29 protein-coding genes and 1 pseudogene are annotated in these 26,152 nt (G+C 60.1%); 21 read left to right on the plus strand and 9 right to left on the minus strand.

Annotated features, from left to right (window positions below; genetic code table 11):
• Positions 1-54: 54 nt before the first annotated feature.
• Positions 55-819: a DeoR/GlpR family DNA-binding transcription regulator gene (locus POI8812_RS05820; protein WP_108781633.1), complete on the minus strand. Its 765-nt coding sequence runs from the start codon at positions 817-819 to the stop codon at positions 55-57.
• A gap of 94 nt (positions 820-913) precedes the next feature.
• On the opposite strand from POI8812_RS05820, the gene glpD reads away from it, so the two are divergent.
• Positions 914-2,506, plus strand: a complete 1,593-nt coding sequence (glpD, locus tag POI8812_RS05825; RefSeq protein WP_108781634.1) for a glycerol-3-phosphate dehydrogenase — start codon at positions 914-916, stop codon at positions 2,504-2,506.
• A 3-nt stretch (positions 2,507-2,509) separates the two neighbouring features.
• On the opposite strand, the gene POI8812_RS05830 is transcribed toward glpD, so the two are convergent.
• A complete protein-coding gene (locus tag POI8812_RS05830; RefSeq protein WP_108781635.1) occupies positions 2,510-3,466 on the minus strand; it encodes a FliM/FliN family flagellar motor switch protein in 957 nt (318 codons plus the stop codon).
• Between the two features lie 170 nt (positions 3,467-3,636).
• Here POI8812_RS05830 and POI8812_RS05835 point away from each other — a divergent pair, with 170 nt between their 5' ends.
• From POI8812_RS05835 to POI8812_RS05855, 5 genes are all read left to right on the plus strand, one after another.
• Positions 3,637-4,407, plus strand: coding sequence for a flagellar motor protein MotB (locus POI8812_RS05835; RefSeq protein ID WP_108781636.1), 771 nt, complete (start codon positions 3,637-3,639; stop codon positions 4,405-4,407).
• A gap of 90 nt (positions 4,408-4,497) precedes the next feature.
• Positions 4,498-5,811 carry a flagellar hook protein FlgE gene (locus tag POI8812_RS05840; RefSeq protein WP_108782482.1) on the plus strand — a complete coding sequence of 438 codons (1,314 nt, stop codon included), beginning with the start codon at positions 4,498-4,500 and terminating at the stop codon, positions 5,809-5,811.
• Between the two features lie 12 nt (positions 5,812-5,823).
• The gene (gene flgK, locus POI8812_RS05845) at positions 5,824-7,191 is read left to right on the plus strand and encodes a flagellar hook-associated protein FlgK (RefSeq protein ID WP_108781637.1); all 1,368 of its coding nucleotides are present in this window, start codon (positions 5,824-5,826) and stop codon (positions 7,189-7,191) included.
• Position 7,192: 1 nt separating this feature from the next.
• Complete coding sequence (locus tag POI8812_RS05850; protein ID WP_162844926.1) at positions 7,193-8,158, plus strand: flagellin; 966 nt, start codon at positions 7,193-7,195, stop codon at positions 8,156-8,158.
• On the plus strand, positions 8,155-9,249 hold the full coding sequence (locus POI8812_RS05855) for a flagellar basal body P-ring protein FlgI (RefSeq protein ID WP_108781639.1): 1,095 nt from the start codon (positions 8,155-8,157) through the stop codon (positions 9,247-9,249). Before POI8812_RS05850 ends, POI8812_RS05855 begins: the two co-directional genes overlap by 4 nt.
• Before the next feature lie 67 nt (positions 9,250-9,316).
• On the opposite strand, the gene POI8812_RS05860 is transcribed toward POI8812_RS05855, so the two are convergent.
• The 4 genes from POI8812_RS05860 to ccmI are packed head-to-tail and all read right to left on the minus strand — an operon-like array spanning position 9,317 to position 11,935.
• Positions 9,317-10,015, minus strand: coding sequence for a retropepsin-like aspartic protease family protein (locus POI8812_RS05860; protein WP_108781640.1), 699 nt, complete (start codon positions 10,013-10,015; stop codon positions 9,317-9,319).
• Between the two features lie 18 nt (positions 10,016-10,033).
• Positions 10,034-10,279 carry a DUF1289 domain-containing protein gene (locus POI8812_RS05865; RefSeq protein WP_108781641.1) on the minus strand — a complete coding sequence of 82 codons (246 nt, stop codon included), beginning with the start codon at positions 10,277-10,279 and terminating at the stop codon, positions 10,034-10,036.
• Positions 10,269-10,697 (minus strand): Holliday junction resolvase RuvX, encoded by a 429-nt coding sequence (ruvX, locus tag POI8812_RS05870; protein WP_108782483.1) that lies wholly within the window; start codon positions 10,695-10,697, stop codon positions 10,269-10,271. Before ruvX ends, POI8812_RS05865 begins: the two co-directional genes overlap by 11 nt.
• A gap of 56 nt (positions 10,698-10,753) precedes the next feature.
• Complete coding sequence (ccmI, locus tag POI8812_RS05875) at positions 10,754-11,935, minus strand: c-type cytochrome biogenesis protein CcmI (protein ID WP_108781642.1); 1,182 nt, start codon at positions 11,933-11,935, stop codon at positions 10,754-10,756.
• Between the two features lie 207 nt (positions 11,936-12,142).
• Here ccmI and POI8812_RS05880 point away from each other — a divergent pair, with 207 nt between their 5' ends.
• From POI8812_RS05880 to POI8812_RS05910, 7 genes are all read left to right on the plus strand, one after another.
• Positions 12,143-13,390: a sarcosine oxidase subunit beta family protein gene (locus POI8812_RS05880; protein WP_108782484.1), complete on the plus strand. Its 1,248-nt coding sequence runs from the start codon at positions 12,143-12,145 to the stop codon at positions 13,388-13,390.
• Entirely contained in the window at positions 13,390-13,788 is a 399-nt protein-coding gene (locus POI8812_RS05885; RefSeq protein ID WP_108781643.1) for a VOC family protein, read from the plus strand. The genes POI8812_RS05880 and POI8812_RS05885 overlap by 1 nt, the downstream gene beginning before the upstream one ends.
• A gap of 121 nt (positions 13,789-13,909) precedes the next feature.
• Positions 13,910-14,107, plus strand: coding sequence for a hypothetical protein (locus POI8812_RS05890; protein WP_108781644.1), 198 nt, complete (start codon positions 13,910-13,912; stop codon positions 14,105-14,107).
• 38 nt (positions 14,108-14,145) lie between these two features.
• Complete coding sequence (locus POI8812_RS05895) at positions 14,146-14,469, plus strand: sarcosine oxidase subunit delta (RefSeq protein ID WP_108781645.1); 324 nt, start codon at positions 14,146-14,148, stop codon at positions 14,467-14,469.
• Complete coding sequence (locus POI8812_RS05900) at positions 14,466-17,477, plus strand: sarcosine oxidase subunit alpha family protein (protein WP_108781646.1); 3,012 nt, start codon at positions 14,466-14,468, stop codon at positions 17,475-17,477. The genes POI8812_RS05895 and POI8812_RS05900 overlap by 4 nt, the downstream gene beginning before the upstream one ends.
• The gene (locus tag POI8812_RS05905; protein ID WP_108781647.1) at positions 17,470-18,039 is read left to right on the plus strand and encodes a sarcosine oxidase subunit gamma; all 570 of its coding nucleotides are present in this window, start codon (positions 17,470-17,472) and stop codon (positions 18,037-18,039) included. The genes POI8812_RS05900 and POI8812_RS05905 overlap by 8 nt, the downstream gene beginning before the upstream one ends.
• 240 nt (positions 18,040-18,279) lie before the next feature.
• The gene (locus POI8812_RS05910) at positions 18,280-18,858 is read left to right on the plus strand and encodes a transglycosylase domain-containing protein (protein ID WP_245895346.1); all 579 of its coding nucleotides are present in this window, start codon (positions 18,280-18,282) and stop codon (positions 18,856-18,858) included.
• A 348-nt stretch (positions 18,859-19,206) separates the two neighbouring features.
• Here the strand turns inward: POI8812_RS05910 and POI8812_RS17540 are convergent, their stop codons facing one another.
• Positions 19,207-19,668: a hypothetical protein gene (locus POI8812_RS17540; RefSeq protein ID WP_146186126.1), complete on the minus strand. Its 462-nt coding sequence runs from the start codon at positions 19,666-19,668 to the stop codon at positions 19,207-19,209.
• Positions 19,669-19,731: 63 nt separating this feature from the next.
• Here POI8812_RS17540 and POI8812_RS05920 point away from each other — a divergent pair.
• The 7 genes and pseudogenes from POI8812_RS05920 to POI8812_RS05945 all read left to right on the plus strand — a co-directional run.
• A pseudogene (locus POI8812_RS05920) lies at positions 19,732-19,911 on the plus strand (transposase); the annotation flags it as partial.
• Between the two features lie 144 nt (positions 19,912-20,055).
• Positions 20,056-20,817 (plus strand): transporter substrate-binding domain-containing protein, encoded by a 762-nt coding sequence (locus POI8812_RS05925; RefSeq protein ID WP_108781650.1) that lies wholly within the window; start codon positions 20,056-20,058, stop codon positions 20,815-20,817.
• Positions 20,818-20,869: 52 nt separating this feature from the next.
• A complete protein-coding gene (locus tag POI8812_RS05930; RefSeq protein ID WP_108781651.1) occupies positions 20,870-21,559 on the plus strand; it encodes an ABC transporter permease in 690 nt (229 codons plus the stop codon).
• Positions 21,549-22,235, plus strand: a complete 687-nt coding sequence (locus POI8812_RS05935; RefSeq protein ID WP_108781652.1) for an ABC transporter permease — start codon at positions 21,549-21,551, stop codon at positions 22,233-22,235. The genes POI8812_RS05930 and POI8812_RS05935 overlap by 11 nt, the downstream gene beginning before the upstream one ends.
• A 147-nt stretch (positions 22,236-22,382) precedes the next feature.
• Positions 22,383-22,532, plus strand: coding sequence for an RSP_7527 family protein (locus tag POI8812_RS17625; RefSeq protein ID WP_162844927.1), 150 nt, complete (start codon positions 22,383-22,385; stop codon positions 22,530-22,532).
• Between the two features lie 80 nt (positions 22,533-22,612).
• On the plus strand, positions 22,613-23,803 hold the full coding sequence (locus POI8812_RS05940) for an RSP_2647 family RNA methyltransferase (protein ID WP_108781653.1): 1,191 nt from the start codon (positions 22,613-22,615) through the stop codon (positions 23,801-23,803).
• Positions 23,803-24,333, plus strand: coding sequence for an RSP_2648 family PIN domain-containing protein (locus POI8812_RS05945; protein WP_108781654.1), 531 nt, complete (start codon positions 23,803-23,805; stop codon positions 24,331-24,333). The genes POI8812_RS05940 and POI8812_RS05945 overlap by 1 nt, the downstream gene beginning before the upstream one ends.
• On the opposite strand, the gene POI8812_RS05950 is transcribed toward POI8812_RS05945, so the two are convergent.
• Both POI8812_RS05950 and POI8812_RS05955 read right to left on the minus strand, forming a co-directional pair.
• A complete protein-coding gene (locus POI8812_RS05950) occupies positions 24,322-25,017 on the minus strand; it encodes a M48 family metalloprotease (protein ID WP_108781655.1) in 696 nt (231 codons plus the stop codon). The genes POI8812_RS05945 and POI8812_RS05950 overlap by 12 nt on opposite strands.
• Before the next feature lie 115 nt (positions 25,018-25,132).
• Positions 25,133-25,705 carry a TetR/AcrR family transcriptional regulator gene (locus POI8812_RS05955; protein WP_108782485.1) on the minus strand — a complete coding sequence of 191 codons (573 nt, stop codon included), beginning with the start codon at positions 25,703-25,705 and terminating at the stop codon, positions 25,133-25,135.
• A gap of 82 nt (positions 25,706-25,787) precedes the next feature.
• On the opposite strand from POI8812_RS05955, the gene POI8812_RS05960 reads away from it, so the two are divergent.
• Positions 25,788-26,147, plus strand: a complete 360-nt coding sequence (locus POI8812_RS05960) for a hypothetical protein (protein WP_108781656.1) — start codon at positions 25,788-25,790, stop codon at positions 26,145-26,147.
• The last annotated feature ends 5 nt before the right edge of the window (positions 26,148-26,152 follow it).

The following is a 26,152-nucleotide window of genomic DNA, read 5'->3' on the forward strand; positions in this document are numbered from 1 at the left end:
GGTCAGTTTAGCCGCGCTGACTTTCGTTTTGTAGAAAAAACGAAAGCAATTCTCTCAAAGCATCGTGCAGGTCAGCTTCGTTGCTGACGACTCAAGCTGGCATACCACTTCATCCGGTGGCGTACTGTCTGTCACGAAGTGATCAAGCTGGTTGAGCGAGCAAATCCGAACTGGCGCCGTGCGGGTGAACTTTTCCGCATCGGCGACGGCAATGGTCGTTCGGGCGCGGCTCAACATCGTGCGGCTTATGCCTATTTCGGAGGAGTCGAAATCCAGCAACTCCCCATCGCGGTCGATGGCCGAGGCGCCGATTATAGCAAAATCAGCTTTGTATTGAAGAACCGCTTCTTGCGTCAGGGGGCCCACAAGACCGTTATCTGTGCTGCGCAGATCACCGCCCAGCACTGTCACCGCGCAATCAGCGTGCGAGGCGAGGATCGAGGCGACGTTCAGATTGTTGGTCATGACCCGCAGCCGCCTGTGCTGGGCCAGGGCGCGGGCAACGGCCTCCGTTGTCGTTCCGATATTGATAAACAGCGTGCTTCCGTCAGGAATGAGGGAAGCACATTCTCGCCCGATGGCGGCCTTGGCGTCCGACGCCATCGCGCGCCGGGTTTCATAGGCCAGATTGGCCACACCAGACGGTAAGACCGCCCCGCCATGGACACGCATCAGCGCACCCTGTTCGCACAGCATGTTCAGATCGCGCCGCACTGTCTGTGTCGCAACGGCCATCTCACGCGCCAAATCCTCAACGGTGACATGACCCTGATCGCGCGCTCGGGCAAGGATCGTCGCCTGTCTCAGGGTCTGGTTCATCTTGGAACGATACTCCGCTCGAATCGTTGACGTATGAGCGCAAATGAACATAACCGAACCAAAGTGAACAGGCCCAAACCGGCGGGAGTTGAGCATGAGTGAGCAGTCAGATCAGATTTTCGACATCTACGTCATCGGTGGCGGTATCAACGGCGTCGGCATTGCCAGGGATGCGGCAGGGCGTGGTCTGAAGGTCGGTCTGTGCGAGATGGATGATCTGGCGAATGCAACCTCTTCGGCGTCAACGAAACTGTTTCATGGCGGGCTGCGCTACCTCGAATATCTCGAAGTCAATCTCGTGCGCAAAGCATTGATCGAGCGGGAAACCCTGCTCAAAGCGATGCCGCATATCTCCTGGCCGATGCGCTTCGTTCTGCCCTTTCATCAGGATATGCGTTTCGAGGGCGAGACGCCTGTTTCGAAAATGCTCAACACGGTGATGCCTTGGATGAAGGGCCGCCGTCCATCCTGGCTCGTCCGTTTGGGGCTCTTTGCTTATGATAATCTGGGTGGGCGTGAGATCCTTCCGGGCACGAAGACCCTGGACTTGCGCCGCGATCCAGCCGGTCAGGTTTTGGACGATAAATTTGTGAAGGCGTTCGAATATTCGGACTGCTGGGTAGAGGATGCCCGGCTCGTTGTTCTAAACGCCCGTGATGCGGCCGAACGCGGCGCGGAAGTTCTGGTACGGACCAAATGCATCGGGGCGCAACGGCATGCCGATCACTGGGATATTGAGCTTGAAGACGTCCGCACTGGGGAGCGAATGACCCGAAAAGCCCGCTCCATCGTCAATGCGGGTGGTCCTTGGGTAGAGGATCTGATCCGCAACACGATCCGCATCAATTCCAGCGAAGGGGTCCGGCTCGTGCGGGGATCGCACATCGTCGTCAAGAAATTGTTTGACCATGACAAGGCTTACTTCCTGCAAGGCACGGACGGACGGATCATGTTTGCTATCCCCTATCAGGAGGACTTCACCCTGATCGGGACGACCGACCATGATCATGACGGCGCGCCCGGCACCGCTGTCTGCACGCCGGAAGAGGCTGATTATATGCGCAATTTCGTGGCCGACTACTTCAAGGTCGATATTGCGCCGGAAGACATCGTGTGGACCTATTCCGGCGTCCGGCCGCTTTATGACGATGGCGCGAAATCTGCCACCGCAGCTACACGGGATTACGTCTTGACGCTCGATGCGGTCGGCGGGCAGGCACCGTTGCTGAACGTCTTTGGCGGGAAGATCACGACCTATCGCAAACTGGCCGAGGCCGCGATGACCAAGCTGAGCGCACCGCTGGACGTCGAGGATCGTCAATGGACGGCTGGCGCGGCTTTGCCCGGCGGCAACTTTGCAGTCGAGGACGTGCAGCGCCTGATCGACGGATTGCAAACGACCTATTCGTTCCTTTCGGCCAAATGGGCGCGTCGTCTGATCCGGGCTTACGGCACGGATGCCAGCGTCATGCTCGATGGCGCCCGCGCCAAGGAAGAGTTGGGCCGTGACTTCGGCGCCGATCTGACCGAGCGAGAGGTTATCTTCTTGATGGAGAAGGAATACGCCCGGCGTGCCGAGGATGTCGTTTGGCGCCGCTCCAAACAGGGTCTGCGCATGAGCGCTGATCAGATTGCCGCGCTCGACGAGTGGATGGTCGCGCGCGCGTCAGTCCAGGCAGCAGCCTGACCGTCAATCGCGCAGCGCCATCAGATGGGCCTTTAGCTCTGGTGTCAGATCTTCGTTCAGCCGAAGAACCTTTTGCCCCGCGCGTTGACCCAGCGTTCCAAGCGCCGCGAAGGTCCCGCTTGCTCCGTTGCCGATGACAAGTTCGACCGTGTCGATGGAGGCGCGGGGCAGGTCGATGATGGTTCCAACCTCCAGATCGGCAAGATCGCCGAGCGCCAGTTGCTTTCGGGCGATCACCGTGTCGAGATCGACCTGCATGCGCTGTGCTGCCCGTTGCAACTGGTCGTTCCAAAGATCGCGGGACTTATCCGTTTCGGCCACTTCGCGGGGGGAGGCCGCCTTTATTCCATCGAGCATGGAAAGCGGAATCACGACCTGAACATCGGCATTCCTGGCGGCTTCCCCGATGTCGAGATTGACCTCGATGACGAGGACATCCGCCGCACGATTGGCGAGGTTGAGCTGGGTGACATTGTCCTCCATCCGGTCGAAGGACATACGCTCACTCAAGGCAAGGCCCAGCACACGCTCTACGGAGATTGCGAATTCCTGAACCACGATTTCCACAAATCCGGTCGCCAGAGCCGCATCAATCGGGGTGAAGCTGCGTGCAATGATGGCCGGAGAGGCGTTTGGATCGCCCCCCAATCGCAAATCGACGATGTGATAGACAAGGTCTGAGGTCAGATTGACGAGGGCCTGATCCTGAATGCCCTCCAGATGGGCAAGCCCCAGCATCGCGGGCAGATGGATCGTCTCCAGCGTCGCGTCCAGCTTTTGCACGACGCATCTCGTCAGCATCGCACCCACGTCACAGCGGAAAAACGCCCTTCCGCTCTTCTCCAACTGGGCACAGAACCCTTGCGCGACTTCGTCAATCTTTGGCAGGGGCGCGCGTCCGACCTGGGGATTGGTCAGCTTTCGCTTGAGTACCGCACGATGCATCTCCCCAGTCGCCATAGAGCCGTATCCTCATCCTTGCTGCGATCTCACCCCTAGGCGCCGAAGGTTAACAAAACCCTTCGATCCGCAGCTTGGTCGAATACGCCGAAAATCGTCCGTATTTCATTTGGGACCAATTGGTCGCCGGCGGTGTTGAGCCAACAGTCGCACTGTGGGAGGGCGGGAACATGGGTCAGAAATCAGCACAAGCGCCAATCATCATCAAACGAGTCAAGAAAACTGCCGGTGGCGGTCATCACGGTGGGGCATGGAAAGTTGCCTATGCCGACTTTGTTACGGCGATGATGGCCTTTTTCCTTTTGATGTGGCTGCTGAATGCCACGACTGAAGATCAGCGTATGGCCCTTGCGACCTATTTCACGCCGACAATCAGCGTCAGCCAGACATCCGGCGGTGGTGATGATGTGCTGATGGGCAGCTCGATCTTCACGCAGGACATCATGCCTCAAGAGGGCACGGGCGGCGGTGTCGATGATCCAGCCATCACCGATGGCACACTGGAAGCAAGAGCGGTGCTTGAAGCGCTGATCGCAGAAAACGTTTCCGATGCAGCGACCGCCGCTGAAATGATCGAGCATATGGGCGTTCGGCTCAGCGATGAGGGCCTGATCATCGAACTGTTTTCGCAGGACGGTCGGCCCCTGTTCGTCGCCGGAGAATCTGAGTTGACCCGACTTGCAGGAGAAATCCTCGCGATCGTCGCAAGTATGGGGGATGTCGTGACAAACAATATTGCCGTGCAGGTTCTGCCCACGGATGAGGCTGTGGACAGCGCCCGCTGGCTGACCGTGGAGCGTGCGCAAATCGTGGCCGAAGAGCTGGGGCGGACGGGTCTGCCACTGGAACGGATCGAGCGTGTGACAGGCGGTTCAACACCGGTTTCCGACCCATCGGAACAGAAGATCCGGATCACCTTTATCAGTTCGCCTCGCGAATAAGTCGGGCGGGATTAGGGAATGCTTAAGTGATGATGTGAGAGAGATCCGGAAAGCGGGCCAGTAGGGCAGCGCAAGATGAAGGATCACATCATGAGTATTTCCTCCGCGATGAACGCAGGCGTTTCGGGATTGAACGCCAACACCAGTCGGCTTGCGACGATCTCTGACAACATCGCCAACAGTTCGACCAACGGCTACAAGCGCGCGATCACCGATTTTGCCTCTATCGCGTTGGGTGAGACCGGGGGGAAATACACCGCGGGTGGTGTCACAACGACCAGCTTTCGAAATATTCAGGAGCAGGGGACTGTCGTCACCACCTCCAATGCGACGGACATTGCCGTGCGCGGGCGCGGCCTGCTGCCTGTAACTCCAATCGCTGGGGTCGAGGCGGCCGGAACCCCCGAATTGATGCTGGTCACAACCGGATCCTTCCAGCCTGATGCGGGTGGATATCTGCGCACACCCGGCGGCTTGGCCCTGTTGGGCTGGCCTGCGGATGCGCAAGGCTCCGTTGCCGCGCAACCGCGCGACAGCGCGGCAGGGCTTGAACCGGTCCGAATTTCGGGCGGGGCGATTGCAAGCGAGGCGACAGAGAATATCGGCTTTGGTGCAAACCTGCCCGCCGCTGCGACCCGGGCTGGCGAGCCTGCAACACCGCTCGACATCGGCGTCGAATATTTCGGAAATCTGGGCACGTCAGAGACTCTGACGGCACGGTTCACCCCGCAGATTCCAGGAGCGGGTCAATCAAACACTTGGCTGCTCGAACTGTCTGACAGCGCCAGCGGCGGCGGCACGATCGCAAATTTCGAGATTGAGTTTGATGACAGCCGTTCAGGAGGCGGTGTTCTGCAAGATGTCCGCCTTCCGGGCGGAGGTGCAATCGGTACTGAAACCTATGATGGAACAACCGGCACATTGGAGATTGCGGTTGGTGGTGGGCCGCTCTCGATTCAAATTGGCCGTCTCGGCCAGGACTCGCAGCTGACGCAGCTCGCATCTGATTTTGCGCCCATCGCAATCACCAAGGATGGCGCACCTGCGGGTAACCTGGCCGGTCTGGATATCAATGAGCGCGGCATGCTGTCCGCAGTCTATGACACAGGCTTCATTCGCACTCTCTATCAGGTGCCGCTTGCCGATGTGCCAAACATGAACGGTCTGACCTCTCTCGACAATCAGGCCTTCGCGCTGAGCGACACGAGCGGTTCGTTCTATTTGTGGGATGCGGGTGATGGCCCGACCGGCACCACACTCGGCTTTGCTCAGGAAGAATCGACAACAGACATCGCGGCAGAGCTCACGTCGCTTATCCAGACACAGCGCGCCTATTCATCGAATGCAAAGGTCATCCAGACAGTCGATGAGATGTTGCAGGAAACCACCAATATCAAACGTTGAGCGAGGTAGGTCATGAGCCTCAGTAGCGCCCTTTCCAACTCTGCCAGCGGCCTCAACGCGGCGGCGCGTGGCATGCAAACCGTTTCGGACAATGTCGCCAATGCGTTGACGCCCGGCTATGTGCGCCGCAGTCCCGATGTCGCAAGCCGGGCCGGTGGGGGTGTGGCGATCGGAGCTGACCTGCGTCAGGATGCGCAGCGCCTAAGCGCCGAACGTCGGCAGGCGGATGCCTCAATCGGCAGTGCCCAAGCCAAGGCGACGGCACTTGATCGTGTCGCGACCGCCTTCGGCATCCCCGGAACAGAGCACACACTCTCTGCGATGCTCGCCAAACTCGGTGGTGCGCTGGATGCAGCCGCCCTTACCCCGGAAAATCGACAGACATTGATTGATGTGACAGATGCGGCGTCGCGTCTCTCGGGGCGTATCAATGATATCGCGGCAACGCTGATGGGGGAGCGTCAACGTGCCGACACCGCTGTGGCCAAGGCCGTTGATCGCCTGAATACCGGCCTAGCCGAAGTCGAGGGCCTCAATCAGTCCATCGTCATCGCCCGCGCACAAGGCAGCCCGACGGCCAGTCTTCAGGATCAACGTGACGGCGTCATCGACCGGTTATCAGACATCCTTCCGCTGCGTCGCGTGGAGCGCGAAACCGGCGAGATCGCATTGTTTTCCACACGCGGCGCGGCCCTACTGGACGGCGACCGCGCTATACTGGCCTTTGATCAGACCCGTGGAATCGGATTTGCGCAAAACCTGACCACAGCTGTCTCAATCGATGGCCGCACGGATACCGCGCGACTGCTTTCTGGCGGTGCCCTTGGCGCCAATCTTGACCTGCGAGATGTCTTCTTGCCGCAAATGACGCAGGACTTGAACGGCTTTACGTCCGCCCTCGTGATCCGCTTCCAAGACGCGGATCCAGATCGCGGCACCAACCCCGGCCTGTTTGCGGTCAACGATGCCGTTTTGGCCGCACCGGGTGGTGATCAGCTTCCTTTGGAATTGTCGCTTGCGCCGCAATACGACCCCGCGAAGGGTGGCGACGCGACCAATCTGCGCGGCACCTTAGCGCCAGCGACGGATGGGGCGCGCCATCTGGCGATGGCGGCCGCGCTGGACCCGGGCGTTGATGGTCTTCAGTCTCGTGCGGTGGATGTGTCGGTTGCGGCAATCAGCACGGCAGACCGCTCCAATCAGTCGCTCGCCGCCGCGCAAGCTGTCGGTCTGGCTGCTCTCGAAGCGGAACAGACCGCAACCTCGGTGAACACCGATGCTGAGCTTCAAACCTTGCTGGCCTATGAAACAGCCTATGCAGCCAATGCAAGAGTAATCGCCGCCGTGGATGAGATGTTGCGCCGGCTCTTGGAGATCTGAAATGCAAATTAATAAACTACCTGACGGCCTGCGCCTCGCCTCCTTCCAGCGAAAGCAGGCGGAACTTACGACTCAATTGCAGGACGCACGCTCACAGCTCGTCACTGGTGAACGCACCGCGCGCGATATCTCCGCCGCATCATCTCTCGCTGAGCTAGAGCATCTGACCGCCCAACGTTTGCGCAACGACGCGGATCAGGCCGTTTTGACGCGGCACGCTGCCCGGCTGGGCCAGCAGGCGTTGCAGCTGTCAGGTATCTCGGATCAGGTTTCTCGCATGTCCCGCCTCGCCGAATATGCCCAGCCGAACACACTCCCGCCCAGTGGCTCAGCGTCGCAAGCTCTGGATATCCTCGCAAGCTTGGTCGATCTTCTGAACACAACTGCTGGTGGACGCCCCGTCGCATCGGGCGCGTCGACCGCGAATACCCCGCTATCCGCCGAGGCCCTTCTCGCCACGGCGAAGGCGACGATTGCTGCCGCGCCGGATTTCGACACTGGTATCGCGCAAACCTTCGCAACAGGCGGGCCATTCGAGCAGACCTTTGCAGAGGCTGCTCCTCTGACAAATACTGATCTTGCTGGCGAGCCCTTTGCAGCAGGCCTTCAAACCGACGCAATTCGGGACAGTCTCAAAACCGCAATAAGCCTTGCCCTGGCTTTTGATGATACGATTTCGCCTCAACAACGCACCGCGGCGGCGATCAGCGCGGGAACGAGTGCGCCTGACGCTGCAACACAGATGCGAGAGCTGCAAGCCGACATCGGCCGTGCTCAACAGCGCTTGGAAACGGATCAGACCCGGTTAACATCCGAACGGCTTGGATTGGATCTGGAGCGGGAAGCGTTGATCGGCGTTGATCCTGCGGAGGCTGCAACGAAAGTTCAGGCATACGAGGCGCAGCTGGAAACGCTCTATATCCTGATCCGGCGCACCAACGATCTCAGCCTGGCGCGTATGCTATGATCTTGCGTCTTGTTCTGACCCTCATCCTGCTCGCTTCGCCTGCCGTCGCCGATACCGCCCGGATCAAGGATCTTGTCGAGTTTGAAGGGGTTCGCGGAAATGATCTGGTTGGATACGGCCTGGTCGTGGGGCTTGACGGCACGGGCGATACCCTGCGCAACACGCCCTTCACGGAAGAGGCTATGGCCAATCTGCTGGAACGGCTCGGCATCAATGTGGCTGGCGAGCAGTTCCGCCCCAGGAACGTTGCGGCAGTGCTCGTGACCGGCCAGCTGCCACCTTTTGCCCGTAGTGGAGGGTTAATGGATGTGACCGTGTCGACCATCGGCGATGCGCGAAGTCTGATGGGGGGCACTCTGATCATGACACCGCTGAATGCAGCCGATGGTGAAATTTACGCCGTCGCCCAGGGCTCGGTCATTGCGGGCGGTGTCCGGGCCGAAGGGGACGCGGCGAGCATCACTCAGGGTGTACCAACGGCGGGGCTGATCCCGGCTGGCGCGCGGATCGAGCGGGAATTGCCGTTCTCATTCGATTTGATGCAGACCCTCAATCTTGCGTTACGCGATCCGGATTTCACGACTGCGGCCCGGATTGAGGCTGCGATCAATCGACAGGTCGGTGGTGGCACCGCGCGCATGCTTGATGCCGGCACAGTTGAGATAAGCGTGCTGTCTTCCGGGTTGACGCCAGCCCGTCTGATCAGCGCGCTTGAAAATATCGAGATTGCCCCCGATCAGCGCGCACGGGTCGTGATTGATCAGCGCTCTGGTACGATCGTTCTCGGGTCTGATGTACGCATTTCCAGCGTCGCGATCAGTCAGGGAAATCTGACATTGCGCGTGCAGGAGGCCCCGGTCGTCTCACAGCCCAACCCCTTCGCGCCGGGTGAAACTGTCGTCGTGCCCCGCAGCACTGTCGGTATCGAGGAGGAGCCCGGGATTGGGCTCGCAGTGCTGCCGGACGCTGTCACCCTGCCGGATGTGGTGGCCGGCCTTAATGCACTGGGGGTGTCGCCGCAGGACATGATCGACATATTGAGCGCAATCAAAGCTGCCGGTGCCCTGCATGCAGAGTTCATCGTACAATGACCGTTGGTTGTCCCGCGTGGGCCAAACGCTTGCCCTTCGACCAGCTCCGCTCAGCGACTCGCGCCGGTCAGTTCCTCAGGATGATGCGGTCGCTGCGGATGGCTGCCTCATCCAGCTGCTCGATGAAGGACATGCCCAAAAGGGAGGTATGCAACTGCCCCTCCTGCGCCACAGCGCCCTGCACGTCGCGCACAATGATTCCACCGATCCTGATCTCTTCAAAATAGAACGGAGCAACGAAAGAGCGTCCATTCGCTGTCGTCACTGCCATGGTATAATCGAGCTGATGTTCACGGATGCCAATGCGCATGGCGTCATCATGGCGGAGCAGAACCAGCGAGGCCCCTGTGTCGATAAGCAGACCGACCGGGGTCGAGTTCACATCGGCAACGGCACGGAAATGGCCATCCCATGCGCGCATCAACATCACTTCCGTGGCAAGCGTCGCGGGGCGGGTCGATTCGGTCAACGGTTGTTCCAGCATGGACAACGCAAACAACCTGCCATGTTCGCGATAGGCATATCCTGTGGACAGCGCCAGCGCTGTGACCGACCAGATCACAGGGCCAATCTGAAACCGACCGGAGCGAGCATATCCGCGCGCGACAGAGATTGAGGCCGCCAACACACATATGCAGAAAGCAAGGGTGAATTGTGCTTCTGGCGACACGCGATCAGCTGCGCCGGATACAACCAGCGCACTCAAAACGATCGCCAACACAAGTGTCACCGGCCAGAACATCAAACCACAGTCCCCCTTAAGCATCAGTTTAGGGTCATAACCCTAGCGCTTGTCCAGATCATTCGAACGCGCTGCGCGTCCGCCCTTTCGCTTTGGCTTGAAGGCCTTGGCCCGTGCAGGAAGCTCTTCAAGGATGCGTGCACGCTCTTCAGCGGGGCGCGATCCCCATCCAGCAATCTCGGAGATATGGCGAAAGCAACCGATGCAAAGCCGGCTGTCACGGTCCACGACGCAGATGTTCACGCACGGGCTCTGCGGCTCTTCACGGGACCACACATCATTCGTCATCTGATTGCTTTCCAATGAAATTTATACGATCCAAAGCGCCTTGAAGGATATAGGACGCGGCAATGTTGTCGATCACCTGAGATCGTTTCGCCCGGCTGGTATCGGCTTCCAGCAAGGCCCGCTCAGCCGCGACACTCGACAAGCGTTCGTCCTGAAACAAGATCGGCAATGGGGCGCGCTGGGCCAGGTTGCGGGCAAAGGCGCGCACGGACTGCGCGCGCGGCCCTTCTGAACCGTCCATATTGAGTGGTAGCCCGATCACCACGCCGCAAATCGACCGATTCGCGATGATTTCGTCCAAGCGCAAGGCATCCTGACTGAACTTCTTGCGCCGTATCGTTTCAAGCGGGCTGGCAACCTGACGCAGTGGGTCGCTGATGGCGACCCCGATCGTCTTCGTACCTGGGTCGAGCCCCATGAGAGCCCCGACGCCCGGCAGCTCTGTCAGAAAGGCCTCAGCCGTTTCATGCGGCGTCACAGCCCCACCTCGGCGGCAAACTGTTCCACTGCGTCAAGGGCTGCGGGTGCGTCGACCAAAGCCGCGCGCGCACGCGCCAACGCGGCTTGCGCTTGCGTGGCCTCGCCCAATTGCAATCGCGCGCGGATCAATCTGATCCACCCTTCTGCATCTCCGCCCTCTTCGGCAAGGCGGGCATCCAGCCCATCGACCATGCTTGCAATCATTGCGGCACGATCCTCCGCGCTCATCGCTTCGGCTGCCGCGATATCATCGGCGGTGGGGCCAAAACCGGGGCGAAGCGTGGCGAGATCTTCGCGCACCGCAGCTGCGAGCGCGGGCGGCGTTGAGGCATCTGCCGCAAGACCGTTCAGCAGTTCGACGGCGACATCGGTCTGACCGTTCTGCACAAACGCACGCGATTTGTAGTAGCGGGCAAACCAATCGGCTGGATCGCGCTGGAGCACACGGTCAAGCACATCTTCCGCATCAGGCGACACATATCCACCCGCCGCGACGACCATATATTCGGCCAGGGCAGACAAGTCTGCGGCCGTCACCTCTGGGCCAAGTTGACCCACCAGCCGCTGCTGGATCTGACGCCCCTCGATATGGCGACCCACCTGCATATAGCTGCGCGCGAGCAAACGTTGCCCCTGAACATCGTCCGGGCGGCTGGCCAGAACCGACTCGAGCTGGCCGAGCAATGCCGCGTCCTGCGGATCAATTTCCGGCGCGGGCATGCGGGTGGCGGTCATCGCTTCTGCGAAATCCTGCGTTGGCCGATTGGCTTCGGCCATGGCGCGCGCCTCTTCGAGCCGCGGCGCCAACGGCGCATCCTCAAGATCGGGGGAGCCGAGGTAGAAATAGAGGCCCAATGACGCGAGGATTGCACCAAAAGCACCGGCCAGCGCGAAACTCGTCGCCGCCCGGGGCGCCATCCCCGATTGCTCGCTGCTCGCAAGGGCAGCATCTGCGGCCAGAACGCGGCGCGACAATTCGATGCGGGTTTGGTCGGCTTCCTCAGCGGTGATCACGCCGCGTTCCAGATCGCTGTCGAGTGCCGCAAGCTGATCTTTATAGACATCAAGGTCATAGGCAGCGCGTGCGCGCAAATCCTGACTGCGTCGCAGCATCGGCACCAACATAGCCGCCAACGTTACGATAGAGATTGCAAGAGCGAGCGCCCAGAACGCCATTGACGAGCCCCTTCTCCAGCAGTCAACTCACGCCAACCTCCATATCCCGCTGCCCCAGAGGGGGCAATGCGCGATTATGGACGCGCCGGTCACGGATGCGTTGGCGGCGTGTCGGGATTGAGACACGAGGCGGCGCTAATCGAAAGCCGTACTGGGGGGCTTCTTGGCATCAGGGAAGCAACCGGAATAAGGGGCATGGCCATGGGCATGAGACGCTATTCAGCATTTGCAATCGCGCGAGAAGCGGCCCGCTATCATACCGGGTGGGAGCGGGCGTGGCGTTCGCCTCAGCCAAAGGCGGAATATGACGCAATCATCGTCGGCGCGGGCGGTCATGGTTTGGCGACGGCCTACTATCTGGCGAAAAACCACGGCATCACCAATGTCGCTGTGGTCGAGAAGGGCTGGCTGGGTGGCGGCAATACCGGGCGCAACACCACAATCATTCGCTCTAACTACCTCCAGCCTTCGTCCATGGCCGTGTTCGAGAAATCGCGCAGCCTCTACGAGGACCTGTCGCAGCAACTCAACTACAACATCATGTTCAGCCCACGCGGCGTGCTGATGCTCGCCCAGACAGAGCATGAGAAGCGCGCGTGGGAGCGGACCTGGCACGCCAACCGCATCGCGGGGATCGAAAGCGAACTCGTCACGCCCGAGCGCATCAAAGAGATCGTGCCGATCATCGAAACCGGTGGCCCGCGTTACCCCGTGCTCGGCGGGCTGTGGCAGCCGCGCGGCGGTACGGCGCGACACGATGCGGTTGCCTGGGGCTATGCCCGCGCGGCAAGTGCGATGGGCGTCGATATCATCCAGCAATGTGAGGTCACAGGCGTGGACCGGGATGCGGATGGTGTTACCGGAATTCAAACCACGAAGGGTGCGATCCGCACGAAAAAGCTCTGCATCGTTGTGGCGGGCAATTCTGGTGTCTTGGCTGACATGGCGGGCTTCCGCCTTCCGGTAGAGTCGGTTGCCCTGCAGGCGCTCGTCTCTGAACCGATCAAGCCCTGCATGGATTGCGTGGTGATGGCCAATACCGTTCACGGGTATATGAGCCAGTCCGACAAGGGCGAGATGGTGATCGGCGGCGGCGCGGATGGGTTCAACAATTATACCCAGCGCGGCTCGTTCCAGCATATCGAAGAAACGGTGCGCGCTCTGATCGAGACTTTCCCGATGATTTCACGGCTGAAGATGCTGCGGCAGTGGGGCGGGATCGTGGATATGACCGGCGATCGCTCTCCGATCATCGGCACGACCCCGGTTCCGGGTGTGTTCATCAACTGCGGTTGGGGTACGGGCGGGTTCAAGGCCATTCCCGGGTCCGGCTGGGCGACAGCGGAAATGGTGGCGGATGGTGCCCCGCGTGCGCTGGCAGCACCGTTTTCGCTCGACCGGTTTACCGAAGGACGCATGATCGACGAGAGCGTCGCCGCAGCGGTGGCGCACTGATGATCCGAGGTCTCAATCATGTAACGCTTGCTGTCCGCGACCTTGATCGCGCGCTGGCCTTCTATCGGGATGCGATGGGTCTTGAGGTTGCGCGCGTCTTCGAGGGCGGGGCGTATCTGAGCGCGGGCGACCTGTGGCTCTGCCTGTCCAAGGACACGGCGACCACGCCGACCGCCGACTACACCCATGTCGCGTTCGACGTGGCCGAGGCTGACTTGCCAGCCTTGACCGCACGCCTGATGGCGCATGGTGCACGCCAGTGGAAAGAGAACCGGTCAGAGGGCGGAAGTTTCTATTTTCTCGACCCGGACGGGCACCGGTTGGAGCTTCACGCGGGATCACTGGCGTCCCGTCTGGCTCACATGGATCGCGTGCGCAGGCAGGAGTGTGGGGCATGATCTTGCTGGATCAGAGAATTCGAACAGCTGAGCGTTTCGTCGCAGAGGGTGTGCTGAAACTGAACGGTTTCTTCAAACGATGCGTTGTTCAGGCAACGACACTGTTTGAAGGAGATTTGTCATGTCCGCATTCGAAGACTACGGCACGAAGGAAGCAGGCCGGAATGCAAAAGCTGATGCAACGCCCGACAAATCGGGCCGGATGCTCGCTATTTTTGCCGCGGGCGTCGCATGCCTCATTGGCATTGCAGTCATTATCGGCGTCTCGACCGGTGTTGAACCAGATCCGAACGACGTCGGCGTCGTCACCACAGATTGATCCAGCGGGGCCCCTCGCCCCACGCGCGGGAGGGGCCCATGCTTAAACTCACCTGTCCAAATTGCGGCGTGACCGGGGAAGAGACAGAGTTTCACCCCGGCGGTGAAGCGCATCTGAAGCGGTTCGGCCCTGGCTCCTCCGATGACGAGTTTCGCGACTACCTTTTCCAACGAGTGAACCCGCGCGGTGTGCATTTTGAGCGCTGGCGCCACCAGTACGGTTGTGGAAAGTGGTTCCACGCCGCGCGCTGTACCCAAACTCTGGAAGTCTTCGGCACCTACACGGCGCAGACGTCCGAAATTCCTCAAAATATCATCGACGCGATCAAATCCCGTCGCCCCGACTGGGAGCCAGAGGCATGAGCACCCGTTTGAAATCCGGCGGTCGCCTGATCGACCGTTCGCGCAAGATCGGCTTCACGTTCAACGGAAAGCGCCTGCAGGGTTATGAGGGCGACAGCCTCGCCGCCGCTTTGCTCGCCAATGACCAGGTCTTGATGGGGCGGTCGTTCAAGTACCACCGGCCGCGCGGCGTTGTCGCCAGCGGTGTGGAAGAGCCCAACGCGTTGATGGGCATCGGCAAAGATCACCGGTTCGAGCCGAACCAGCGCGCCACATTGCAGGAACTCTATGACGGCTTGGTCAGCGAGTCCCAAAACCACTGGCCGACGCTTGATGCGGATATCGGCGCGGTGAACATGTTGATGAGCCGTTTTTTCCCGGCCGGCTTCTACTACAAGACCTTCATGGCTCCGCGAGCGGCCTGGAAGCATCTGTTTGAGCCTGTGATCCGGAAGGCCGCTGGCCTCGGCAAGGCACCAGAAGTCGCGGATGCCGACCGCTACGAATATTTCTACGCCTACACGGATGTGCTCGTGATTGGCGCAGGCATGGCGGGGCTCAAGGCCGCGCGCGAAGCGGCAGAGGCCGGAGCACGCGTATTGCTGATCGAACAGACCGCCCATATTGGTGGTCGCCTGCTGACCGATCCGGTCGAGATCGATGGTCAATCTTCTGATGCATGGCTTGAGGCGGAGCGTGCAGCCCTCGCTGCGATGGACAACGTCACCATCCGCACGCGGATGATGGGGGCAGGGGTCTATGACCACGGATACATCACCGCTTATGAGCGTGTGGCCGACCACGTGGCTGCGCCTGATGCACCGCGTCATCGCCTTTGGCGCATCCGCGCGGACCGGGTCATCACCGCGACCGGAGCAATTGAGCGCCCTCTCTCCTTCGCGGGCAATGACGTGCCGGGCGTGATGCTGGCCGCCGCCGTGCGCGACTATGTGGCGTTGTGGGGCGTCAGCCCCGGCGACCGCACGGTCATCGTGACCAACAATGACGACGCTTACCGCACGGCCATCGCGCTCAAACAGGCGGGTCTTGAGGTGCCCGTCATCTTGGACGCACGCCCGGCAGCGATAGGCGCGCTTCCGCGCCAGGCTCGTGAGCTTGGCATCCGGGTCGAGGTCGGCAAAGGGATCGCGTCCGTCAAAGGCGGAAAACGTGTGAAGGCGGTTGAGATCTGCGCACAGGCAGGCGAGGGCTCTACCCTCGAAACCGTGGAGTGTGACGCGGTCGCCATGTCCGGTGGCTGGTCTCCGGTCGTGCACCTCTGGTCTCATTGCGGCGGCAAGCTGCGTTGGGACGACGCCATGGCCCATTTCGCCCCAGACGCGGACCGCCCGCCGACCGGGCACGACGGGCAGGGCTTCGTCATCGCAGCAGGCTCTGCCATGGGCCATTTGAACGCAGCAGCCGCGATGGAGGATGCGCAGGCCGCAGGTCGGCGCGCTGCGGCCGAGGCCGGGTTCACCCCGTCCGAGGGCGCGGCCCCTTCGGTGAACGTTGAGGATGAAGAGCCGCTCGAAGCGGTCTGGATGATGCCCGCAGGCGCTGGGCCGAAACTGCGCGCCAAGGCGTTCCTCGACTACCAGAACGACGTGAAAGTCGCGGATGTGCACCTCGCCGCGCAGGAAGGCTTTGAAAGCGTTGAGCATACCAAGCGTTACACCACGCTGGGCATGGCGACGGATCAGGGCAAGCTGTCCAACATCAACGGCCTCGCCGTGCTCGCCGACAGCCTCGGCGCGCCAATCCCCGCCGTGGGCACAACCACTTTCCGCCCGCCATATGTCCCGATTTCCATGGGGTCCATAGCGGGGGAGGCGCGCGGCGCGATCTTCAAGCCATTGCGCAAAACGCCGATGGACGCCTGGCATGACGCCAACGGCGCGCATTGGGAGCCGGTCAGCGACTGGCGTCGCCCCTACACTTTCCTGCGCAGTGGCGAGAGTGTGGAGCAGGCGGTCACGCGAGAAATCAAGAACACCCGCACCAATGTCGGCCTGCTCGACGCCTCAACCCTCGGCAAGATCCTCGTCAAAGGACCGGATGCGGGCAAATTCCTCGACCTCATTTACACCAACATGATGAGCACGCTGAAGGTCGGGCGCTGTCGCTATGGACTGATGTGTACCGAGAACGGCTTCCTCTTTGACGATGGCGTGGTGGTGCGCACGGGGGAGGATGAGTTCCTCTGCCACACCACCTCCGGCGGCTCGGACGGGGTTCATGCGTGGATGGAGGAATGGCTCCAGACCGAGTGGTGGGACATGCAGGTCTACACCGCCAACGTGACCGAGCAATTCGCGCAGGTCGCCGTGGTCGGCCCCAAGGCGCGCCACGTGCTCGAAGCGCTAGGCGGCACCGATGTCAGCAAAGAGGCGCTCAGCTTCATGGGCTTCATAGATGGGGAGCTTGGCGGCATCCCGGCCCGCATCCACCGCATCTCCTTCTCAGGCGAGTTGAGCTACGAGATCGCGGTGCCCGCCTCCTACGGTCAGGCATTCTGGGATGCGCTGATGAAAGCGGGCGAGCCGCACGGCATCATGCCCTACGGCACCGAGGCGTTGCACGTCATGCGCGCCGAAAAAGGCTTCATCATGATCGGGGATGAAACCGACGGCACCGTAACACCGCACGACCTCGCGCTCAGCTGGGCGGTGTCGAAGAAAAAAGAGGACTTCATCGGCAAGCGCGCGATGGAGCGGGCGGACCTGACCCGCGACAACCGCAAACAGCTGGTCGGCCTTGCGACCGAAGACCCCGCGACCGTGCTGCCCGATGGCGCGCATGCAGTGGAGGGCAAGAACGTCTACGGCGATCCGCACACGATCGGCCATGTCACCTCCACCTATTTCAGCCCGACGCTGGAGCGCTCCATCGCGATGGCGCTGATCGAGGGTGGATCGCAGCGGATGGGACAGACCCTGTCCTTCCCGGTGAGTGCCGACAAAACCATCAAGGCCACGGTCGTCGACCCGGTCTTCTTCGACAAGGACGGGGAGCGTCAGAATGTCTGATCCAGTCACGGGCCTGAAGGGCGCGCATTTCACCGGCGACATCTCCGTCACCGATGCGGGCCTGATCGGCATGATCTCGATCCGGGGTGATTTCAACGCCCCCGCCTTCCGCAACGCGGTAGCTGCGGTAACGGGCCACGCCGTGCCCGAGACGCGTGCGATTTCCGGCGATGCTACAGGTGGTCTGGCATGGATGAGCCCGGACGAGCTTCTCTATTTTTGCAGTTATGCCGAAGCACCGTCCAAAGCGGACGCGCTCAGCGATCAGCTCACCGGCACCCACCACATGGTCGCCGTCATCTCTGACGCCCGCGCGGTGTTCCGCCTGTCCGGTGCAGGTGTGCGGGACGTGCTGGCCAAGGGCGCGCCCGTTGACCTCGACCCCGCCCGGATGGGTGCAGGCGAGATCCGCCGCACAAGGCTAGGTCAGGTCGCCGTTGCCTTCTGGTTCGCCGAACGCGACGTAGTGGAACTGGTCTGCTTCCGGTCAGTTGCCGGGTTCGTGATGGACTGGTTTGAGGTCACAGCGCATGCGGGCAGTGAGGTCGGGTTTCACGGGTAGCAGCGTCGCCAATCAAACCCAGTCCCAATCGTGAAGACCGCTTCAACAGTGCACCCCAACGCAACAGGGGGCAGCGCCCGACCCTGGGTGGGTGCGAAGCGCCCTCTCGTTGGGAGGGGCAGGCGCTGCCCGGCCATGCCGGGCGAAGGTCTGGTTTGAGCCCAATCTACTAAATGCTGCGACCGTGATGGATGACCGCTCTATCGTTGGGCTCTTTCCAACAGAGAGACGTTGACCATAGTGTTGAGTTCTAAATTGGTGGAACGGTTCGTGCGTCTTTTTCTTTCGCTTATGCTGATTGTAATTGGTGGGCTTCTGTTTGCCCCAACGGGCGTTCCGCTGCGTGTCTTTTCGGATGCCGATACAGCCAAAGTACCTCCTGACTTGCTTGTGGCAGCGAGGTTTGAACGGCTGGAGAACTATGCGGTACGATTGGCAATCTCAGATCACGTGGAAGCCAGAGGCCCCGGCATGCCGGAGCCGGAGGCGCTTCTGACTCATCTTCGTGGGAGGCTGCTGTCTGGAAGAGACAAAATGGCGACGTTCGCTCTTGAGCACGGTTATGTTGGGCGCGGGATTTTCGGTTGGGTAGACGCAGCATCTCTTTGCTTTGCAAAATTACCTGAGGAATTGACGCTCTCGGACGCAGCAACTTTGCTAATTCATATGCGGTCACCTTCAAGGGCGTGGAACAATCAAGCAGGCGATCTTTTAGAGCGACGAAACGCGCTTCTGTTGGAAATGGCTGAGAACGGCGATGTGAGCACCGAGGCAGCAGCGGCGGCGGCGACGCATCCGCTTGTTCACTGCGGCAACTGATGACACATTTTCTTGTTTCCTGACTCGCCCAATCGGATGTTGGATGGAAGTTAACAACGGCAGCTCCGTCCCGCAGCTGCTATTGACGCTCTACGAAATAGAATGCACCCGGCTACAGAGGATGTTGCAACCATCCTGAAATGTCACAGTCCTACCAAAGCAGAAACGTCACTCGCAGGCCTTGCGGGGGGGGAGGGTACGGAGGTCTGGTTAGAGCCCAAACGTGCGCTGACCATCCTATCAGCGAAGGTCAATTGTGAGCGGGATCGACAGGCTGAAAAGGGTTGGGAGGAGGGGCACGCCTTGCTTATGATGGTGTATCGTTAATATAAGTCAAAAATACATTGTTTACAAACCATCAAACTCCCGCTCAGGAGTAAGACAATCTTCATAATAATTTTTCATTGCGATCCAATTTACTGCCCTAAAAGTTGACATGTATCTTAGTTTTTCATTGTGTTCATCAATTCGAAATTCATTTTCGCCGTCAAAATAGTACCAATTCCGACTTCCAGTCGATGCGTTGATAGGCCCCATCATTCTAAGTTTTTGATGATAAGGCGAAAAAAAGGGAATTTTGCCGATCTCGCTAGCAAAACCTTCCGATATATCGATCCTAATATTATAATATGTAAGCATAAATTCAGGCGTTAGCAGTGCACTATCTAAGCAAATATCTTTATTTTTCTCAAACCATTTTACCAGAAGGCCACCTCTTTGTGAGCGGCATATGCAAGCTGCGTAGGCAAAGAAATCTTCGAAAGAAACTCTATAAAGCCAACCGACTGGCTTTCTCCATCCACTATTCATTTAAATTAACCGTTTCCCTCAAAATGGTGAGCGCCGCGCCGTACACCTAGCACAGCACAGCCTAGCAACGAAAACACCAACCGGCTTCTACGCCAGTACTTCCCGCGGGGCCTCGATATGTCGACCTACAGCCAGGCCAAACTCAGCGCAGTTGCACGTCAGCTCAACGAACGACCTCGAAAAACCTTGCAATACGAAACCCCGGCAGAGAGGTTCGCCAAGTGTGTTGCAGCGATCAATTGAATCCACACCCGCATAGCTGACTCTCATCGTCTGGCATTCTGGCTTACCCTGCGTCACCCGAGCCCCAAACCGGTTCGGCTTGACGACTCTCTGCCCCTGTTGGACTGTGTGGTCAGTTTTTGAACCAACAGGGACCCACATAACATGAAAAAGCTGATGCTTGCCGCCGTTGCCTCGCTGACTGCGACGGCTGCCGTTGCCCAGGACCTCGAGATCTGTGTGGAAGGGGCGTATCCTCCGTTCTCCGAAACCACTGCTGCGGGAGAAGTCGTCGGCTTCGACATCGACATCGCAAATGCGCTCTGCAACGAGATGGGCATGTCCTGCGAGATGGTGAAGACAGATTGGGACGGGATCATCCCAGCGCTGCTGGAAGACAAGTGCGATGCGATCATCGCGTCCATGTCCATCACCGAAGAGCGTCGTCAGGTCATCGACTTCTCCGAGAAGTACTACCAGACCCCGGCCGTGTTCGTGGCAGCGGATGGCGCATATGCAGACTCCGCAGCTGAGACGCTCTCCGGTGCTGTCGTCGGCGTGCAGCGTGGCACCATCCACCAAGACTTCATGGAAGGTGAGTACCCGGACGTCGAACTGCGCCTCTACGGCACGCAGGACGAGGCCTATCTCGACCTGACCGCTGGCCGTGTGGACGTGCTGATGGCAGATAGCGAGGCGATGGCCTCCGGCTTCCTCGCCACCGAGGCGGGTGAGGGCTATTCCATGTTCGGCGAAGCCTTCGCGATCCCCGAGTATCATGGTGACGGTGCGGGTATTGGCGTGCGTCAGGAAGACACGGAACTGCGCGACGACTTCTCTGCCGCGATCACTGCGATCCGTGCGTCGGGCGAGTATGACGCGATTGCCGCGAACTACTTCGACTACAACATCTACGGCTCCGACTGATCGGCGCATGATGTAAGCTTTGGCCGGCGGGGAACCCTGCCGGCCTTCGCATATGGAAAATGTCATTGAATATCTGCCCCTTCTTATGAAGGGGACGGGCGTGACCATCGCGATGGCGGTGCTCGCACTCGCGTTGGCGACCGCTATGGGTACACTCGGTGCATGGGGGCGGCTGACCGGTGGCCCAGTCGTGCGCACCGTCGTATTGGGCTACACGTCGCTGGTACGCGGGGTGCCCGACCTTGTGATGCTGCTCCTGTTCTTTTTCGGTGGGCAACGGCTGATCAACCTGTTTACCAATTCCATGGGGCTTGAGCGCATTGATGTCTCGCCCTTTGTGTCTGGTGTGATCACCATCGGGTTCATCTATGGCGCCTACCTGACGGAGACGTTTCGCGGTGCCTATCTGACGGTCGACACCGGCCAGCGTGAGGCTGCTTATGCGCTTGGTATGAAACGGTTTCAAACCCTGCGCCTTGTCAGCCTGCCGCAAATCATCCGCTTCGCGCTACCGGGCTACACGAACGTGTGGATGGTGCTTGCGAAATCGACCGCTGTGGTCAGTGTGATCGGCCTCAGCGACCTTGTCGGGATCGCCTCCGATGCTGGACGCTCGACGAGAGAGCCGTTCTGGTTCTACCTCGCGGCCTTCTTCATCTACCTCGCCATCACTTTCGTGAGCGAGCGCATTCTTGATTTGGTTGAGCGTCGATACGAGCGGGGCTTTGCCAATGCGCGTTGATCTCGTCTGGGAAAATATCGACCTGTTCGTCGAGGGCGTCTGGCTGACAGTCCAATTGACGGGCCTTGCCCTGATCATTGGCTTCTGCATTGCCTTGCCGTTCGGTATCGCACGGGCCCGCAATGTTCGCTATCTGTCACCGGCGATCCGCACCTATGTCTATGCCTTTCGTGGCACGCCGCTGCTGATCCAGCTCTTCCTGATCTACTATGGTCTGGGGCAATTCGAGGCGGTGCGGGACTCGATCTTCTGGGCTTATCTGCGCAGCCCGTGGTGGTGTGCCTTGCTCGCCTTCAGCCTGAACTCCGGCGCCTATGCCACCGAAATCATTCGCGGGGCGGTTGCCACGACCCCAAAGGGACAGATCGAGGCGGCCATGGCACTGGGTCTGCGGAAATGGCAGGTCTATGCGTTGGTGGTAATCCCCAGCGCGTTGCGGCGGGCCTTGCCGCAATACGGCAATGAGGTGGTGTTCATGCTGCATGGCTCCTCCATCGCGTCCATCATTACGATCCAGGATATCCTTGGCGCGGGCCGGACGTTGAATGCCCGTTACTACCTTGCCTATGAAGGGTTTTTGACGGCGGCGATCCTGTATATGGCAATCACACTTGCCTGCGTGTTGGCCTTCCGCGGGTTGGAGCGTCACTATTTGCGCCATCTCGCGCCCCGCTAGGGCCGCATAAGTTCCATTTCAGGCTATGCGTTTTCTGCATATCGGGATGCTTCATTTGTGCGATGCAGCATGCCGCCCCCACTCCTATCTTTGTGTCACCCAAGCAAGGCAGGGGCCTTGCAGACACGACTGAACGAGGAGTGAGCCATGCTTGACCTGAACCACGGCCAGACCGACCAGACCCGCGAAATCATCGAGCGTGCGCACATGCTGCGCGCCGAGGCGACCCGCGACTTCTTCCGCGCGATGCGCGACGGTGTACGTAACCTTTTCGCAGGTTCCGCGCGTCACGCCTGATCGGCAATCTGACCTCCCCCGATGAGCCGCCCTTTGAGGCGGCTCTTTCGTTTTGGGGCCATCACCTGTAAGCCCGCGCCATGAGCACAGAACGCCCCATCATCCGCCTTCGCCCGGGCCGCGCCCGCCTTGTCCGCTATGGGTTTCCGTGGGTTTATGCGGATGAGCTTGTGCTCGACCGCCGCACGAAGAACATCCCAAAGGGCGCGATCGCAACGCTTCAGGACGACAAGCGCGAACCGATTGGCACGGTCACCGTGAACACGGACAGCAAGATCGCGGTGCGCCTTCTGGATCGTGACCCGGCCGCGGTGATTGATCAACCTTGGATGGAGAAGCGTCTGCGACAGGCCCTCACCCTGCGGGAAGCGCTTTTCGATGCGCCGTTTTACCGGCTCGTCCATGCAGAGGCTGACGGCATGCCCGGCGTCATCATTGACCGGTTTGGCGATGCGCTCGTCGTGCAGCCCAATGCGTGTTGGGCAGATGTGATGTGGGATGTGTTGGAGCGCGCATTGGTGAGGGTTACCGGTGCAAGTGTCATCGTCAAAAACATGTCCGGGCGTGCCCGTGTTCTGGAGGGGCTGCCCGAAGGGCTTGAAGTCACGACCGGGGCGATCTCGGCGCCGGTGCCCGTGCCGATGAATGGCGCGACATACATGGCCGACTTGATCGGTGGACAGAAAACCGGGCTCTTCTTCGATCAGCGGCCCAACCATGCCTTTGCGGCTGGTCTGGCAAAGGGCGGCGATGTGCTCGACGTGTTTTCGCATGTGGGTGGCTTCGGGCTTGCGGCTTTGGCTCAAGGCGCGACATCGGCGCTCGCGGTTGACGGATCAGCGGCGGCGCTGGAGCTTGCGCAGGCGGGTGCCGAGGCTGCAGGTGTTCTGGATCGGTTCGATACGCGTAAGGGCGATGCATTCGAGGTTATGGCTCAGCTGACGAAAGAGCGGGCCCAGTTCGACGTCGTCATCTGCGATCCGCCTGCCTTTGCGCCCAACAAGGGTGTACTGGACAAGGGCTTGCGCGCTTACGAGCGTGTGGCGCGGATGGCCAGCGCCCTTGTCAATCCGGGCGGCTATCTGGTGCTGTGTTCCTGCTCCCATGCTGCTGATATTGCGAAGTTTCGTGAGGTTTCGCTGCGCGGCGTATCGCGCGCCGGGCGGGATGCTCAGCTGATCTATACCGGCTTTGCCGGGCCTGATCATCCGGTTCATCCGATGTTGGCGGAAAGCGCCTATCTCAAGTCGATTGCGGTGCGACTGGCGTAATGCGCGCGGTACTGGATGCCTGCGTTCTCTATCCCACGATTCAACGTGAGATCCTTCTCAGTGCTGCTGCACGCGGAGATTTTGAGCCAATCTGGTCAGCACGTCTGTTGGAGGAATGGCGCCGTGCAGCAGCCCGTGCAGGAGCGGCTGTCGAGGCGCAGGCGCGTGTGGAAATCGCGCTCGTTGAGGCGCGCTTTCCGGCCGCAAACCAGTTGACGCCGCCGCGTGATGACCTTTGGTTGCCCGATCTTGACGACATTCATGTTTTGGCCACGGCGTTGGAATCCAAGGCAAATCTGATCGTAACCCGCAACCTTAAGGACTTTCCGCCGCGCGTCCTCGCCGGTCATCAACTCACGGCGCAATCGGCGGATTCGTTTCTGCTCGAACTGCATTTGGAACGCTCACTTGCCGTTGAAGTAGAGGCTGTTCGGGCAGAAGCCGAGCGGCTTTCGGGAGAGGATCAACCGTTGCGCCCTTTGCTCAAACGTGCGGGATTGCCCAGATTGGCCAAGGCTTTAGCGGGGTAGCGGCTTCCGGTTCCAGTTGCGTGCCAGGTGCTCGATCGAGGCTATCCGCTGTTCTGCTTTCGGGTGGCTCATGAACCATGCAGGTGTGTTCGCGGGCCCGCCTGCGAGCCGCTCCAGCTTTTGAAACAGGCTGCGTTGCGGGCTGATCCCGATCCCTATTTTTGTAAGTAAAGCAGCGGCATAGGCGTCAGCTTCGTATTCGTCATCACGGCTCAATCTGGCCGCCAGCATTTGCACCGCCATGCTCGCCAGCCATGGTCCGATAAAGGGGATGAAACGTCCGATCACCATGGTCAGCACGACCCGGATCGCGTTCTGGCCGGAGAAGTCGAGCATGCGGCGTTGAGAGTGGCCAAGGGCCACGTGACCGAGTTCGTGGGCGATGACAGAGGCGATCTCTTCTGCAGTGACCTCGCCGAGGCGATACTTGTCCATGAAGCCGCGCGTGATGAAGACGCGGCCATCGGGGGCCGCCAACCCATTGATAACAGGTGTATCCTGTACGTAGACCTTCAATGGTGGCAGATCGAGCGCACGGGCCATCCGATCCACAATCGCCATGATCTGAGCATCGCGCAGAGGCGTTGAGGTCGCATCAAGCCGTCGGGCCATTGTGCGGCTGGAGAACTGCCACATGACCAGGCCAGAGATTACGGCGATCAGAATTGGAACTAGCATTGCCATGGCTGATAAGGTGGGGCTTGTGGCTGCGTTTCACAATCCCATGTGCTGCGGCAAGTCGACCTGAAAAAGCTGTGCACAAAGCGTGCACAGGACGTACACAACCCGTGCACCGATATTATGGCACATAGCCTGGTGGCATTTGTGGGACACCATAGAGATCGAGCAGCGCATGGACAGGTGGGCTGATGCGTGATCCGCCATCTGCGGCGAGCGCCTCCAATCCAAGATTGGCTGCATAGAGCAGCCTTGCATGTGGCTCTGTCGGCAGCTGTGCCTCTGTCAGGCATTTGGCGACATAGGCGATGCGCTGTTCATCCACAGCTGCCACGCGCGCTGCGACGACCGGATCGAAGCGCCCCCAGTCGCGCAATGCGGGTTCGCCGCGCGCGCCGCCATGCGGTTCGGCAAGCGCGAGGTCGAGAAGATCGGCCAGTTTGCGCAGTCTTGCAGCGCCGGGGGGCAGGGGGTCGAGCTGGTCGATGATCCTCGTGAGAGCGGACGCTTCCCAATAGGAGAGCATCGCATCGCGCAGCGCCGTTGGCCCTTCGAAATGCCAATAGAACGATCCTTTGGTGCTGCCGATGGACCGGGCAATCGGTTCGACCTTCAGCGCGGCTGGTCCCCCCGTCGCGAGGGCACGGAAGGCGGCAAGGATCCAGTCGGTTTTGGTGAGGCGTTGTTTGGGCATATTGAAACCATACGGAAGCGTATGGACAGCGACAAGGGATTGTGCAAACCATACGCTACCGTATGGAATCAGGAGACCTGCCATGTCCGTTGCGATGATTGTGGCCAGCGCGCTGTCTGCGCTGACTTTTGGAATACATGTCTGGATGGGCGGGCCGGAGATCCATCGGCCTATTCAGGGCAGCGCGCTGTCCACAGGGTTGCGCGCGATGTCGGCGGTGCTGTGGCACGCGGTCACCGTTGTTCTTGCCGTGATGGCCGGGGCCACGGCCTGGCTGGTCGTCGCGGATGAGCCGGGATTGGCTTGGACGCTGATCGCAATCTGCGTCGGATGGGCTGGGTTGTTCCTTTGGTATGGGTGGAGCCGCCTTGGCTCCCTCAAACCGATGCCGCAATGGGTGATTTTTCTGGCACTGGCCGGATTGATCGGCGTGGGTATGTAGCGGGG

The sequence above is a fragment of the Pontivivens insulae genome, from assembly GCF_900302495.1.
Taxonomy (GTDB): Bacteria; Pseudomonadota; Alphaproteobacteria; order Rhodobacterales; family Rhodobacteraceae; genus Pontivivens; species Pontivivens insulae.